The organism is Inquilinus sp. OTU3971 (genome assembly GCF_038440215.1).
In genome coordinates this window covers 124084-137847 of record NZ_JASATH010000001.1, presented here as the reverse complement: position 1 = coordinate 137847, position 13764 = coordinate 124084, and the positions used below count along the sequence as shown (strand labels likewise).

The following is a 13764-nucleotide window of genomic DNA, read 5'->3' as shown; positions in this document are numbered from 1 at the left end:
GGCGCCCCGACCTCTTGCCGCCTCACTCGCTCCGAAGCAATCAAAATCCCTCAATACCAGTTATCGAATACATAGATGAGAGGATTACTTTCAGATGTCGCGACACCCTCTCGATCATCGATGCATCATTGTATTCCTATACAGAAACGATATGATCGGTCTTTTATTTCTCAAGAGCCAATATATCAGCAGATGAAAACACTCTCACACGACTCCGAATCGGCCCGCCTGTGTGTCGGAAGCCAGCGCCATCGGCATGACATCAGTGTCGCGCCGGATCCCAGGCTCGGGCGGCGCCGCCGTCCTTCTCCCACGGCCAAAGCCTCCGTCGTCTCCACTGCCGCGGCCCGCATGACCAAGCGGACGGGACGGCCATGTCGCTCCGGCCGATAGAGAGCGACAGCGAGCGGATGGAGGCGGAGCCTTCGTCGGACTCCGTCTTCCCGGTCGGAGACCTGCTCCCTGCCCCGGCGATCCGGACAGCCTCGCCTCTCTCCACCGCAGCCTCCGGACAACTGCTGTCCGACCTTCCTCAGACCGCCACCGGGACATTCGGCTTTCGGGAGCCTCTCCAGGGCATTCTGGCCTCGTCGCTCGGCTTTGACTGGCCCTTCAGGATCTACATCCGCAAGGGCGGCGTCGATCCTCACGACAACGCCATGCTGCAGGCGCAGCTGGCAGCAACCCCCATGCTCGATCCCAAACCTTTCGGCAGCCGCCCGGCGGCATCACCCAACCTCGACCGCCGGTTGAAGTCTTCGGATATTGTCTTCACCCTCAACACTACGCGACTGGGCTACCTCGAAGAGCAGCGCTCGCTGACAGCCAAAGCCACCGATCCGACGCTCGCCGCGGTGGAGCGGGATGAGGCAAAAGAAGGCCTCGTCGCCAAGATCTCGCAGGAGATCGACTACGCGGCCACGCGCCAGGGGGCGCCGAACATGGACGAGATCATCGGACCGATCCAGATCCGCGGCGTCGGTGATCCGACGTGGATGGAGGCCGTGCGAAGCGCCCGGACGGCGAAGGAGAACGAGTGGCGTGTCGACGATCGGGTCCTCGAGGGCACAGGCGCCTTACAGCGGCTCGGCGAGGACGGTCGCTATGACACGGTCACAGCCACCGTGAAGCAGCGCCTCATCGGGTTGGCGGATACCACTCAGGCAGATCTCGGGGACAAGACATCTCCAGAGGCGATCTCGGCCGCCATGCTGAAGCGGGCCGGTGTCTACAGCACGTATACGGGGGGCGACGCTCAGGCCTATCTCTCGGCGGTCCGGGCGGGCGTGAGCGCGGCTCATGAGGAGATCTTTCTCGAGCGGCCGGTGCGGAACCTTCAACTCGCCTGGGGCCAGGGCGGGCTGGAAGGCGCCAAAGCGTTTACCCAGGAACTCGCCGGCCTCGATCCAGACCGGACCCTTCCCGGCGTCGCAGGCCGGATCATGAGCGATCCTCGTGTCCAGGGCATCATCTCGCGCAGCGTCGACGTTGTTGCCGCAATTCCGTCGAGTGGCGATCAGCGCGAGGGTGTTGCGGTCATCCAGAACCTGGCCCGTGTCAGCCAGAACGCCATCTATGGCGACGCCAGCATACTAGGGGAAGGCAAGCAGTCCGTCGATCTTCTCGCGGAGACGATCGTCGGGAAAGCGATCGGCAGCAGCAATCTGCTGAGCCCGGTTCTCCTGCCTCAGCTTCTGGCCGACGATGAAGGAGGCAACGCCGCCTTGGCACTGGCAATTGCCGGCAAGGCAGGTGAGCTCGGCAATGCCGAGAGCGCACGGCTGAGGCAACAGGGCCAGCCCGGCCGCAACGCATACCTCGATCTTCGAGACGGTGCGATCTGGGCGGCTCGCAAGGCCATCGAGAACTTCGGTGACGCCGAGGTGACTCATGCCAAGAAGATGAGCGACGATGCCGCATTTATTACCGTGCCCATGGAGACGTGGGGAGCAGGCCTCACCGATGAAGAGAAGGCAGCACAGGTCGACAGGCTGCTCGCCGCGTCGCCCGAGCTGGCACAGACGTTGGAGGGGGACGGACAGCAGCTGACACGGCTGAGGGAACGTCGCGAGAGCATTGATCTCGCGGTCAACCTCTACACGGGCGCTCTGCGGGGCACCGAGGGCTTCGACCTCGATGCGGTGTCGGGGAATGCGCCCCCCGGCGTGCCCACAGACCCGACCAGGGTGATGTCGGTGCTTGAGGCCGTCAACGTCCTGCCCAAGCTCGAGGCATCCGCGGGGGCGCCGATCACCAAGGCCCCGAACTCGCTCTGGCTCGAACGATCTAGCCGCCTCTTTGCGACTTTCGCCATGACCGAGAGCCTGCGGCGCGCGATGCCCGACAGCACATTCCGAAACGTCCTGGCCGGCGCGCCGGAATCGGCTACCGTCCGAGGTCTCAACGTCAACGTTCTCAGTCGAGCGTCCGGAGGGCTGAGCTCGTTTCTCTTTGCCAAGAGTGCGGCTTTTCTTTCGGAAAGTCCGGACTGGATCGACCAGCTCTATGTCCCGCTGCATGCCAGCGTGGCCCTGTCCCAGGCCGCCAACATGGCGCTCCCGAGCGACTGGAAGGCCGCGATCTTCGGCACTGTCGCGGAGAGCGGGCACGCCGCGACCCCGGTCTATCAGCTGTACACGGCCGCCGCGACACGGATTGATCGGCTGGGGGTCGGTGCGTCCCTGAAAGGATGGCTGAAGCACATTGCGGCGGGCGCGCTCAAGGATACGGCGGACTTCTTCTACACTTTCGCCGATGGCATCAACGCGGCGGTCTATTTCTCACGCGGCGATGTCGCCCGGGGGATCGCCCTGTCGATCAGCGCTCTCGGAGATCTGGCCTTCCTGGCTGCCGGCCCCGGCTTCCAGCTCGCGTTGGAAACCAGCGCGCCAGTCGTCGGGAACGGCGGGACGTTACGCGGGCCGCTGGGGTTTCTGGCGCGTCGCGGCGCTGTGATCTGGACCGGCGTCGGGGCGGTGCTCATGATGCTCGCTTCCACCATCAACTACGGGAAGGGCCTGCACGACGAGGCGCACCGATATGACGGGACGGACACTCGCTGGCTCGAAGCGATGGGCGCGAGGGGTGGCGTCGCCGAGTCCGTCGCCAAGCACATGATGATCGCCGGCCCGGACCAGCGCAGCGCCGGCCCCGTTCTCATGGCGGCCTTCTGGAAGCTCGGCTATACGCCGACCGACATCGGCCTGGTCCTGAATACCTGGACCCCGGACCAAGCCGACCGCTTCGCCACGTTCATCAAGTCTTATGACACTCATCCCGCGGAGAATATCACTCAGGCAGCTCTGGACTGGGCGTCGGAGAACGGCATCCCAATGCCACGCTACGCGCCAGCGGAGGTCGAGCAGTTCAAAGCCCATGGTGTTCGTGAGGATCGCGCGGTCCATCTGGGCACGACCCAGTGGCCGGCGCCCGACGCCAGTCGGGTCACCGCCGGCGCCATGCTGGAGGAAAGCTTCTCCTATCTCGGATACACCGAGGAGGAGAGAGCCCAGGTTATGAACTCCTGGTCGATAGACCAGGTTGAAAATGTCGCGCGCTTTACGAAATCCTATCGCAAGACCCCCGGCTCGACGCCGGCCAATTCCTTTCTTGGCTGGGCAAGAAAGAACGGACTGCCGCTACTCAGAAGGTGATCCTTGATTCTCTGCGGTCCGGCCATTGTCATCGGGAGTTGACAGCAGGTACGGCGAACGGATCTACGAGAATTGGCTGGACGGAATTGCTGCCAATCTACGTTCTCGAACAGCCGATACGTGCAGTCGACTCTTCCGGAACTTCCACGCTTCCTACGGCTACCCAGGCCATGGCCACACAGCACGGCCATTCGGCTTCACCCTCACGGATCCAGGCATGCGGCTTTCCCGCCCCGGCTTTTCCCGTGGACGGCCCGCATCAAGCCGCGCGCGCCGGAGGGGGCATGAGCCAAAACCACCGCGCGGCCTGCCGGAAGCCGCCACCAGGTCGCTGCGAGGTCTGCCGAAAGGGCCGTCGTGACTGCGAAGCACGCTGATGCACCAAAAGCTTGTGGCCGTGGCGGGCGAGCTGGCGCAGGGCCCCGGTCCACAAAGACTCGACCTCTGACGGGCCGATGTCCATGTCCCGCGCCTCACAACGACCGTCGGGGTTCACGCCGATGGCGGTTCTCGGATCTGACCCGAGGATCACGGCCACCGAGACGATGCGGCGCACCCTGCCGTGGACTGCGCCGATCCGGAGATACGGCCAATCGCTCTCGACCGGGCGGGAAGCGGATATCTGTATGCCGCAGCCCCGCCTGTCGATTGGTCCATTTCGAGAGACCCTCGCATCCTCGTGGCCAGAACCTTTTCAGCGCTTCACACAGGGTTGAGCTCCGGTTGCAAAGGCCTGGAACAGGGCTGATCCGCTAGGCCAGTCCGCAAGGCCGCTCTGGCTGTTGATATGTCCGAACGCTCCGATCTCGACGAGATCACTGCCCCATTGGGCCGCCCGCGCCCTGGCGTACTCGATCTCTCCATAGGGATCGTCGGAGCTTGCGACGATGAGGGAGGGGAAGCGGAACCTACCCTCCGGCACGCCGGCGAATCCGGCGGCTTCTATCGGAAAGGCTTCGGATTCCGGATCGGGAACAGCGACGAGGAAGGCCCCCGCCACGGGGAGAGAAGAAGCGCTCTGCCAATGGGCGACCAGAAGGCAGGCGAGGCTGTGCGCAACCAGCAACGGCACTCCGCCGGTGGCGGCGACGGCGCGATCCAGCGCCGCCATCCAGTCAGCCAGGTCCGGCAGGTCCCAGCTCGTCGGCTGAAGACGGATGGCGCCCGGGTGCCTTCGCTGCCAATGCGTTTGCCAATGCGCCTCGCCTGAACCACCGATGCCGGGTAGAATGACTATGTTGGCCATGCCGTCCTCTCAGCGCAGATGAATACGAGAGGTGGCAGCTTCCGTCGTTGTCGGGAATGGGCAATCATCGGAAAATCCGTCCGATTTCCAATAGATTTAAGGCACACTATGTCGTCGATCCGAAGTGATCGCCCCCTCCTCGACCCGACCGACATTGCGATCCTTGAGACGCTGCAGGAAGACGGTCGGATTGCGATTTCGGAACTTGGCCGCAGGATCGGCCTCTCGCAACCGGCGACCTCGGAAAGGGTCAAGCGGCTGGAGGAGCGCGGCACCATCACCGGCTATGGAGCACGGATCGACCCCGCCAGCCTGGGGCTGGGAATGATGGCGATCGTCCGACTGCGTACGACGCATGAGCACATCCGGGCGTGTCTGAAGCAGTTCTCCGAAATGCCCCAGGTCATGGAGGTGCTGCGGCTAACGGGAGAGGACTGCTTTCATCTGAAGATTCTGGTGCCGTCGCCAGGGCAGCTCGAGACGATCGTGGATTCGATCGCGAGGTTCGGATCGGTGACAACGTCCCTCGTGCTGCACAGCGAGCCGCCCAAATCCATCGGACGCGCGTTGATCCGGGGGCTCTGATCCGTTGGCGTACGGTTCGTTCGAAGAGCATCGTTGACAATCCGGCAGATGCGATTCCTGCCCGGAGGCCCGCTACAGGCCCAGCCGGCGAGGTTATGGCCGCCCGTCGCAAGGACGCCGCGGGCCGGACGCGCGAGGCGCCTGCGAGGCCGATCTGCGACCACCCCGTCAGCAGCCGTCTTCCTTGGCCTCCCGGCCGCGGCCGGATTATTTCGGCACGACGTCCTCATTGAACGCCGACCCTTTCATCCGGCCAGCATCATGGCGATCGATTTCAGATATTTAAAATATTCACTTTGATTTCCGACAAATCTGCCAATGTTCTCCCGGACAATAGGCCACTGTCGGGATGAGGTGTTCAGCCTTGCCGAGCCGGTCGAGACCTTCCCATTTGACATCCCATCGGCGCTGCGCCCCGGCGACACGGCTTCGATGCCGTCGCACCTTGTCACGAACTGCGGCGTGGCGAAAGCGATGGCCTTTTATGCATGGGGGCGGTCCTGAGAGGCTGTCGGGTCGGAGTGGCTCGCACGGCTGAGTTCGCGCGGAGGGTGCCCGCCGGGTAATCTCGTGAGGCTGCCCACGAGTGTGGGGGAGATGACATGTTGAAGTTCCAGATCCGGCCACCGCCGCGCCTGCAGCCCTATATCGACCGGATATGGGGGTGGGAAACCGGCCTGGGAGAACGGCTGGACATTCTCCCAGTGTTTCCGGGGCCGGGCGGGGCGGAACTGTTCTTCCACTATGGCGCCCCCCTCACCGAACTCACTATCGGCGCGGCCAAGGGCTCGGTCCTTCCGCACGCCCACGTCCTGCGTCTCCGGAGCCGTCCCCTGGTTCTGGCCCAGCAAGGCGGCCTCGGCTTCATCGCCTTCCGGATCCGCTCGGGGATGGCCGAGCATGTCCTCGGATGCTCTGTCGCCTCGCTCCCGGACGGGCAAACGGACCTTGAGAGCCTCTGGGGCTCGTCCGTGAACCTGGCCATCGAGGAAATGGCGGACTGCGCCTCCCACCCGGAGCGCATCCACCTGCTGTGCCGGTTCGTCGGCAGCCGCATCGCGACGGCGCGGCCAGGCGTATCGCTGGAGGTGGCGATCTCGAGATTGGAGCGAAAGCAGGTCTCGATCGCTCATATCGCTGAAGGTCTCGGTATCAGCGTGCGTCATCTGGAGAACTGCTTCCGGGCAGCGACTGGGTGCTCCCCTGCCCGCTTTCGCCGACTGGCGCGTCTGAGGCGGTCGATCAAGACAATCCTGCTGAAGCCCGAATTGACGTCGCTGACGGACGAGCTGGACCCGGCCTATTTCGATCAGTCCCAGCAGATCCGCGAGTTTCGGCAATTCACCGGCTTCTCGCCCGGCGAGCTGAGAAAGTTGGTGCCTGGCCGTGCGCATTTCTACAATCCGTCATGGACAGGCGCGGCGATGCTTCCGGACCCTTAGACCGGAGCCTCGCCAATGATCTTCATCGCCATTCTTCTTGTTCGTCCCGAAGCCATCGATCGGGTGCGCGACCTTCTGATCGACATTGCAAGGCAAACCGCCTCGGAAGAGGGCGCTTTGTCGTATCAGGCGCTGCAGAGCGCGTCCGAGCCGGCCCATTTTCAGGTTGTCGAGCGGTATCGCGACCGTGCTGCGTTCGAGGCTCACATGGCCTCATCCTACGTCCAGGACGCACTCAGAGAGTTCGAACAGCTCCTGGAGGAACCTCCGGCCACGTCCTTCTTCGAGCCATTCGCCGAATTTACCGCCCCCAGCCTCTCGGCAACGCTCCAGCCCTCCGTTCACTGAGTCGGCCGAAGGCATTCTGAAACCTCTCCAATCGGGGCTGCCGCGCGATGACTGGCCCCGCCCCTATGAGGGCCGGCGTCCCGCATCGAGCCATCCGTCGTCCGGGAACCAGCAATGAAAGCCATCGTCTTCGACAGAATCGGACAGCCGCTCGATATCCTCTACCTTGCCGAGCTGCGGCTTCCTGAAGCGAAGGACAACACCGTACTCGTCAAGATGCTCGCTGCATCGATCGATGCCGGCGATCTCTGCCGGTTGGCAGAGCCCCGATCGGGACGAAGCGAGCCGCAGCTCCGACAGCGGGTCGCCGGGAATCACGGCGTCGGCATCGTCCGGGAGTCCGGACCGGGTGTGGCGATCAAGCCCGGAACCATGGTTGCGTTCTGCTACCACGGCAGCTGGGCCGAGTATGCGGCCATACCGGCCCAATGGCTGCTCCCCTTGCCTCACGACTTTCCGATCGGAAAGGGCAGCCAGGTCTTTCAGTTGATGTTCGCCTGGGATCTTCTGGAGCACGCCCAGGTCGGGCCGGGCCAGTGGCTTGCCATCATCGCCGGATACTCGCCGATCTCGATGCTGGTGCTGCAATTCGCCAGATCGAGAGGCGTCAATGTCATCGCGATCGTGGATGAGTCCCGCCCGGATCTGGACCTCAGGACCCTGGGCGCGGCCGGCGTCATCGACCTGTCCGGCCACCCGCGTCAGCTCCGCTCCAATGTCATGGATATCACCGCCGGTAAGGGCGTCGACGCGGTCGTCAATAGCGTCGGCGGGCCCACGATGGTTGAGCTCGAGCAGAGCATGACCGCCGCCGCCCGGCTTGTCATCAACGGCGGGGAGCACGCGCACTGCGGCGGCCCGCGGATCCTCGATCAGTCCGTCGTGCGGGTCCGGCCGCATCCGCACATCCATCGCCGCCTCTCGGCTCCACCGCAGGCGCACGATCACCAAGTGCTGCTGAAGGTCGCAGAGATCGCAGGGCATGCTGGCTTCCGGGTTCCGCTCAGCGGTGCGCATTTCCTGGATGACTTCAAGGCAGCCATCGGGAAGAGCCTTCAGGAACCGGGCCACGGGAAACGCCTCTTCAAGATCTCCGCCTGATCGCGCACGAAGCGCGAGACGGCCACGGGCGCATCCGCAGGAGGCAAGGCCTCCACTGTCGGCGCCGCCTGAAACACCCTTGGTTCGAATTTGATTTCGATCGAGGGAGGCGGAGATAAAGAAGGCTGTCGGCACCGGTATGTGCTGCCGAGGCGAGAGGGCCTCGGGCTGAACCACCAGAGGCAGTTTCGGATCCGCGGGGAGGAGAACAGCTGGCCGTGCGCCGGCGCGGCGGCCGCAAGCGAGCCATGAGCATGCGGGCACCGATGGTGCTCCCGCGGGAGAGAACTACCGCTGGACTTCGTCTCCAACATGCTACCGGACCAGCGGGGCTTCCGCGTGCGGGTCGTGGTCGACGACTTCACGCGAGAGCGCCCGGTGCTGGTCGCCGACACCTCGCCGCGCGCGGCCGGCCGTCGATGATCGTCTCCGGCAGCGGCACGAAACGGCCCTCCCGCGCGATCCTGCGATAGCAGAAAGACCAAACCGTTGAGAGTCGTTGAGACGGTATCGCGCCCAGCAGATCGATGTGGAACGGCATCGTCGAGAGCCGGAACGCCCGTTTCCGTGACGAGCGCTTCACGAACGAGACCAGAGCCCAGATATGGACGCGGTCATATCGGGGCGACGTCGTGGCGTCCGCAATCGTGAGCCATTTGCGGCCCATGCCCACATCACGCACGCTCGTGCCAAAGGTTCGAGCAGCTTCGGATCGCGCCGGCCGCGAGACGCGATCGGTACAAGCCGCAGCACACGGAGATCGGGCCCGTGTATGGCAGCCAAAGCAGATCGGCGATGTCAGATCAAGGCTGGCATCAGCCGCGACGGGTCCTGAACGGTTCCCGGAGTTCGCATTTGTACAATCTTGGAACACTCCCCTCTCTAACCTCGGACAATCCACTCCACCGCACCTGGAGAGCCCCATGAGCAACGCCGTCGCATTGACGAACGAGAGCCTCTTAGGCCGATCTGCGCGGACAGTGCCACTCATCCTCGCTGGCGTATTGATGATGACCCTGAGCGCGAAGGTGCAAATACCCTTCTGGCCAGTGCCGATGACCTTGCACACTCTGGCCGTGATGGCCTTTGCCATCACCTTCGGGCCACGTCTTACCGTGTCCGTGTTTCTTGCCTATCTCGCGGCAGGGACGGTCGGTTTGCCTGTATTTTCCGGCTCTCCTGCCCGCGGGATCGGACTTGCTTATATGGCCGGCCCCACGGGCGGCTACCTGTTGGGCTACCTCGTGGCCTGCTGGTTGGTCGGCAAGCTCGCTCAGGGGAGAGGCGCGCTCGGCCGCACGGCCGCAATGCTGCTGGGCTTGCTGCCGATCTACGGGCTCGGGGTGGCGTGGCTTGCGACCCACATTCCTTCCGATCAGCTGATCGCCTTCGGGGTCGCTCCGTTCATCTTGGGCGACGTCTTCAAGATTGGCATCGTGACCTTTGGTTCCGTGCTCGTGCCGAAAGTTCTCCATCGCTTGCAGGGATCGCGGCAATGAGCGAGCTGAATTCGGGGATCCGGCACGAGTGGACAATTGAGGAGATCGAGGGAATTTACAGGCTGCCGCTGCTCGAGCTCTTGGGGCGAGCCAATGCGGCGCACCGCCTCCACCATAATCCGAACAGGATGCAGAAAGCCCAGCTGCTGTCGATCAAGTCGGGCGGGTGCCCAGAGAACTGCGCGTATTGCCCGCAGTCGGCTCATCATCGCGACGTCGATCTCGCGCGCGGCAGCTTGATGAAGCCGGAGGACGTGATCGCCATCGCTGCGGAAGCGATAGCAGCCGGCGCCGATCGCTTTTGCATGGGAGCCGCGTGGCGGGAGATTCGCGACGGCCGGGAATTCGATGCCGTCATCGAGATGGTTAAGGGCGTTCGCGCACTGGGTATCGAGGCTTGCGCCACGCTTGGCATGTTACAGCCGCATCAGGCTGAACGGCTCGCCGAGGCAGGCCTCACTGCTTACAATCACAATCTCGATACGAGCCCCGAATACTATAGCCGGATCGTTACGACCCGTGATTACGGCGATCGCCTGAAAACGCTCGCCGTGCTCCGCACGGCTGGGATCGAGTTGTGCAGTGGCGGCATCATTGGAATGGGCGAGACCGTTCATGATCGGGCCTCGCTTCTGCAGATACTATCCGGTTTTGAGCCGCACCCCGAGACTGTTCCGATCAACGCTTTGGTTCCCGTCGAAGGCACGCCGCTGGCCGGTCAACCTCCAGTGGCGTCCCTCGACTTGGTGCGTATGGTCGCGACGACGCGGATTGTCATGCCCGCCTCTAGGGTACGGCTTTCGGCGGGGCGATCGAATCTCAGTCGAGAGGTGCAGCTCTTGTGCCTCGTGGCTGGTGCCAATTCGATTTTCTTTGGCGAAACCCTGCTCACCACGCCGAACGCCGGTACGAGCGATGACATGAAATGGCTGTCACTGATCAGTGAGCCGCTGGAGCAAAGCGACGTCCTCTCGGCTGCCTGAACGCCCAGAGCAGGCAACGCCGCCCGCCGGGTTCCTCAACAGGCGGAACTGCGAAGTCTCACCAACCGCTGTACGCAGTCCAAGGCCGGGGCGGACAGGCAGAAGATCATTTGGAACTACAATCATCAATTGATCATGCATTCGATTGGTATACACCACAAATTCTCTAAACCAATATAGAATCCAAGTCACTCTCTTTGCATATATTCTAAGCAATCCAGAGACGTAATTCTAAAGAGCCAACGTCTTCTTTGCTCTGATCATTGCTCGTGACGGAAGACCGGAGTCGACGGGCGCGCCGCCACCCGCCGATCAACGTCGGCCCTCAAATATCCGACCCGTCACCGTCTTACCGTCGGCGAGACTCGAGAACCATCGGCAGCGCATCCGGGCGCGGCACTTCCGCCACGACCTTCCGGACTGGCCTTTCGTCGGCGGGGCGCAGCCGCCAGCGACGAGTGATCGTCGCCACCAGGATGCTCATCTCTGTCCAGGCGAACGCTTCCCCGATGCACCTGTGATGGCCGGAACCGAATGGCGTGAATGTTCGGGGAGGGAGGTGTGCGTCCCGTTCCGGCAGCCAGCGATCCGGATCGAATCCGGTCGGGTCAGGATACAGATCCGGATCCCGATTTAACGCGTAGGGGCTGTACGCGATTTCCGTTCCAGATGGAATGCACACACCATCGAGCGCGATCTCCGCTATCGTCCGCCGCGTGAACATGAGTACAGGATACAGACGAAGCACCTCCATGAGCACCCGTTGCGTATATTCCAGCTTCTCAAGCTCGGCGATGCCGATCGGCCCGTCTCCAACGACCGTATCTATCTCGGCGTGCAACCGTCGTTCAATTTCAGGACGGCGGGAAAGCTCGTGAAACGTCCAAGCGAGCGTCGTGGCCGGCGTCTCTGTGCCGGCCACCAACAGCGAGATGGCTTCGTCCCGTATCTGCGAGACCGGTATCGCCCCGCCATCGGCTTCATGCGCAGCAAGCAGGAGCGATAACAGGTCGCCTCGGTTCTGTCCACGACCGGCCATTATGATTTCATCAACCATCTGCCGCAGCCGAGTGGCCGCGGCCGTGAAGCGGCGGTTCACGGGGAGCGGCCAGCTGTCCAGCCGTCTCGGCAGGACGGCGCGCAACGCGATGCCTTGCATGATGACCCGCATAAGCCGCAGCAGCTCTGCCGAGACCGAGCGGTCGATCTCCGCCGAGAACAGCGCACTGACGACGACCTGCAGGGTCAGTTCATGCATCGCCCTGTCGAACGCGACTTGTTGGCCCGCCCGCCAGGAGCGGGTGAGTTCGCTGGCGCGCCGGCTCATAATGTCGGCATACGCGGCGATCCGCTGAGGGCGGAACGCCGGCTGGACAAGCCGCCGCTGCTGCTTGTGCAACTCCCCATCGGAGACGGCGAGGCCGTTTCCGAACAATGGGCGAGCGCGGTTGTAGATGCGGCCTCTGACCAGATATGGCGCATACGCAACGAGCGCTTCGTGTACCAGGCCTGGAGACGTCAGCATGTAGACCGGCCAGGCGCCGACGTCGATCCGGACGATTTCGCCTGAAATGCGCAACGACTCGAGGAATCGAAGAGGGGCGTGGGCCAGCGCCAGACCGTGACCGAGGATGGGCAACCTGCCTGGCGCGGCCGGCACCTCCCGCAGCGGCCTATCCATCGCGGCCCTCAACTCGTTCATGAGCGATGAGGTCGCCGAACGTCCCCCGAATGCGCGGAAGATCCAGATCGTAGCGACGGGTTTCTCCAATCCACACCAAATTGGCGTATGCGTAGCGGCGGAGATGCAAAGCCAGCCGAGCGGCCTGATTCGCGGCTTCGGAGGGCAAATCGAGCTGGCCGGCGAGTTCAGGCAACCGTTCCTGAAGATCGAGCAGCAGCCGTTGCCGTTCCTTGGCGCGCTCCAGAACCCGGTCCACGGCCTCGACCAAGCTGCACCCTTCGCTCGCTGCGACCACACGTACCATGTTGCAGGTCTGACCGTCCGCAATGTCCTTTTCCAATCCGTACACGTCATTGTGCCAGGCGGTGGTGTCGGCAAAGCACAAGACGAGTTCCCGATACAATAGACTATCCCGCAGCACATCGGGCACCCGCAGTGAGCACACGACCTCCAGAACATCTGCCTGAAATATCATGCCAATAGTGTTGCGGCGCATCGTCAGGAAGGTAGCGGCGTCCGGGATGCGGCCTGCGGCATGGTATGTATTCTGAAATGCGATGGCCTGCACGTAGTCCATGAAGTGGCTGGATATTCTCTGCCGCCCCGGTGCCGAGAGCTTCGCTGTAACGAGTGGCCAGAAATCGACGAAACCGGCGATCACGGGGTTTGACGGCAGCCCGTCGGGACGGCCGCTGGCGAGGAACGCGCGCATGGCCTGCAGTATGCCGTTCATACGGCCTTGCCGATCTCCCCAATCGTAGTTGTCGTACTGGTCATCGGCGAGCGATCCCCAGCAAAACCACATCAGCCCGAGGACCATATGCTCGAGGTCCACGTCCGGGGTGGCGATCCCATGGTAGAGCCCGAACTTGAAGGATCGCAGATGCTGCTCCTGTGCCGGCGAGGTCAGGAAGCCGATCCGCCAGAGCCATTCGATGACCGCGTCTTCGGCTTGGCGCGCGACCGGGTTGGTCGGGGGATGCGGAGGATCGCAGAAGCCAGCCGCAAGGACCGATGTGTCAATCACAGGCATGAGACGACGTCCCCTTCGTATCGAACTCTCTTCACGCTCGGCGGCGCGCTGCCGATGACCCGGATCAATGGCAGAATATTGACATCAGACGGGACACTCTCCATGCCGCCGAAGAGGGACCAACCGCTGGCTTGCCAGCCTGCCGGACATTTTGACCGCCGGCGCGCTGCGGCTCAGACGATTGCAGACA

At 63.2% G+C, this 13764-nt stretch carries 11 protein-coding genes; 7 read left to right on the top strand and 4 right to left on the bottom strand.

Going from position 1 to position 13764, the window contains the following annotated elements; all coding sequences use genetic code 11:
• Positions 1 to 374: 374 nt before the first annotated feature.
• Entirely contained in the window at positions 375 to 3653 is a 3279-nt protein-coding gene (locus AAHM41_RS00490) for a hypothetical protein (protein ID WP_342234524.1), read from the top strand.
• Between the two features lie 259 nt (positions 3654 to 3912).
• Here AAHM41_RS00490 and AAHM41_RS40565 read toward each other — a convergent pair whose 3' ends face one another.
• Both AAHM41_RS40565 and AAHM41_RS00480 read right to left on the bottom strand, forming a co-directional pair.
• A complete protein-coding gene (locus AAHM41_RS40565; RefSeq protein ID WP_446719424.1) occupies positions 3913 to 4275 on the bottom strand; it encodes a transposase in 363 nt (120 codons plus the stop codon).
• Positions 4276 to 4347: 72 nt separating this feature from the next.
• Positions 4348 to 4899, bottom strand: coding sequence for an RBBP9/YdeN family alpha/beta hydrolase (locus AAHM41_RS00480; protein WP_342234523.1), 552 nt, complete (start codon positions 4897 to 4899; stop codon positions 4348 to 4350).
• A gap of 108 nt (positions 4900 to 5007) precedes the next feature.
• Here AAHM41_RS00480 and AAHM41_RS00475 point away from each other — a divergent pair, with 108 nt between their 5' ends.
• The 6 genes from AAHM41_RS00475 (at position 5008) to bioB (ending at position 10857) form a co-directional block, all read left to right on the top strand.
• On the top strand, positions 5008 to 5484 hold the full coding sequence (locus AAHM41_RS00475) for an Lrp/AsnC family transcriptional regulator (protein WP_342234522.1): 477 nt from the start codon (positions 5008 to 5010) through the stop codon (positions 5482 to 5484).
• A 602-nt stretch (positions 5485 to 6086) separates the two neighbouring features.
• Positions 6087 to 6926 carry an AraC family transcriptional regulator gene (locus AAHM41_RS00470; RefSeq protein ID WP_342234521.1) on the top strand — a complete coding sequence of 280 codons (840 nt, stop codon included), beginning with the start codon at positions 6087 to 6089 and terminating at the stop codon, positions 6924 to 6926.
• Between the two features lie 15 nt (positions 6927 to 6941).
• A complete protein-coding gene (locus AAHM41_RS00465) occupies positions 6942 to 7274 on the top strand; it encodes a putative quinol monooxygenase (protein WP_342234520.1) in 333 nt (110 codons plus the stop codon).
• A 114-nt stretch (positions 7275 to 7388) separates the two neighbouring features.
• The gene (locus AAHM41_RS00460; protein ID WP_342234519.1) at positions 7389 to 8375 is read left to right on the top strand and encodes a quinone oxidoreductase family protein; all 987 of its coding nucleotides are present in this window, start codon (positions 7389 to 7391) and stop codon (positions 8373 to 8375) included.
• A 923-nt stretch (positions 8376 to 9298) separates the two neighbouring features.
• Positions 9299 to 9874, top strand: a complete 576-nt coding sequence (locus tag AAHM41_RS00455; RefSeq protein ID WP_342234518.1) for a biotin transporter BioY — start codon at positions 9299 to 9301, stop codon at positions 9872 to 9874.
• Positions 9871 to 10857, top strand: coding sequence for a biotin synthase BioB (gene bioB / locus AAHM41_RS00450; RefSeq protein WP_342234517.1), 987 nt, complete (start codon positions 9871 to 9873; stop codon positions 10855 to 10857). Before AAHM41_RS00455 ends, bioB begins: the two co-directional genes overlap by 4 nt.
• A gap of 349 nt (positions 10858 to 11206) precedes the next feature.
• Here the strand turns inward: bioB and AAHM41_RS00445 are convergent, their stop codons facing one another.
• Positions 11207 to 12538, bottom strand: coding sequence for a cytochrome P450 (locus AAHM41_RS00445; RefSeq protein WP_342234516.1), 1332 nt, complete (start codon positions 12536 to 12538; stop codon positions 11207 to 11209).
• On the bottom strand, positions 12531 to 13574 hold the full coding sequence (locus AAHM41_RS00440; protein ID WP_342234515.1) for a terpene synthase family protein: 1044 nt from the start codon (positions 13572 to 13574) through the stop codon (positions 12531 to 12533). The genes AAHM41_RS00445 and AAHM41_RS00440 overlap by 8 nt, the downstream gene beginning before the upstream one ends.
• Between the last annotated feature and the right edge of the window lie 190 nt (positions 13575 to 13764).

Excerpts from the sequence above, each read along its gene's own strand:
- AAHM41_RS00490 (WP_342234524.1), top strand. The coding sequence starts at position 375 with ATGTCGCTCCGGCCGATAGAGAGCGACAGCGAGCGGATGGAGGCGGAG.
- AAHM41_RS00480 (WP_342234523.1), bottom strand. The coding sequence starts at position 4,899 with ATGGCCAACATAGTCATTCTACCCGGCATCGGTGGTTCAGGCGAGGCG.
- AAHM41_RS00475 (WP_342234522.1), top strand. The coding sequence starts at position 5,008 with ATGTCGTCGATCCGAAGTGATCGCCCCCTCCTCGACCCGACCGACATT.
- AAHM41_RS00470 (WP_342234521.1), top strand. The coding sequence starts at position 6,087 with ATGTTGAAGTTCCAGATCCGGCCACCGCCGCGCCTGCAGCCCTATATC.
- AAHM41_RS00465 (WP_342234520.1), top strand. The coding sequence starts at position 6,942 with ATGATCTTCATCGCCATTCTTCTTGTTCGTCCCGAAGCCATCGATCGG.
- AAHM41_RS00460 (WP_342234519.1), top strand. The coding sequence starts at position 7,389 with ATGAAAGCCATCGTCTTCGACAGAATCGGACAGCCGCTCGATATCCTC.
- AAHM41_RS00455 (WP_342234518.1), top strand. The coding sequence starts at position 9,299 with ATGAGCAACGCCGTCGCATTGACGAACGAGAGCCTCTTAGGCCGATCT.
- bioB (WP_342234517.1), top strand. The coding sequence starts at position 9,871 with ATGAGCGAGCTGAATTCGGGGATCCGGCACGAGTGGACAATTGAGGAG.
- AAHM41_RS00445 (WP_342234516.1), bottom strand. The coding sequence starts at position 12,538 with ATGGATAGGCCGCTGCGGGAGGTGCCGGCCGCGCCAGGCAGGTTGCCC.
- AAHM41_RS00440 (WP_342234515.1), bottom strand. The coding sequence starts at position 13,574 with ATGCCTGTGATTGACACATCGGTCCTTGCGGCTGGCTTCTGCGATCCT.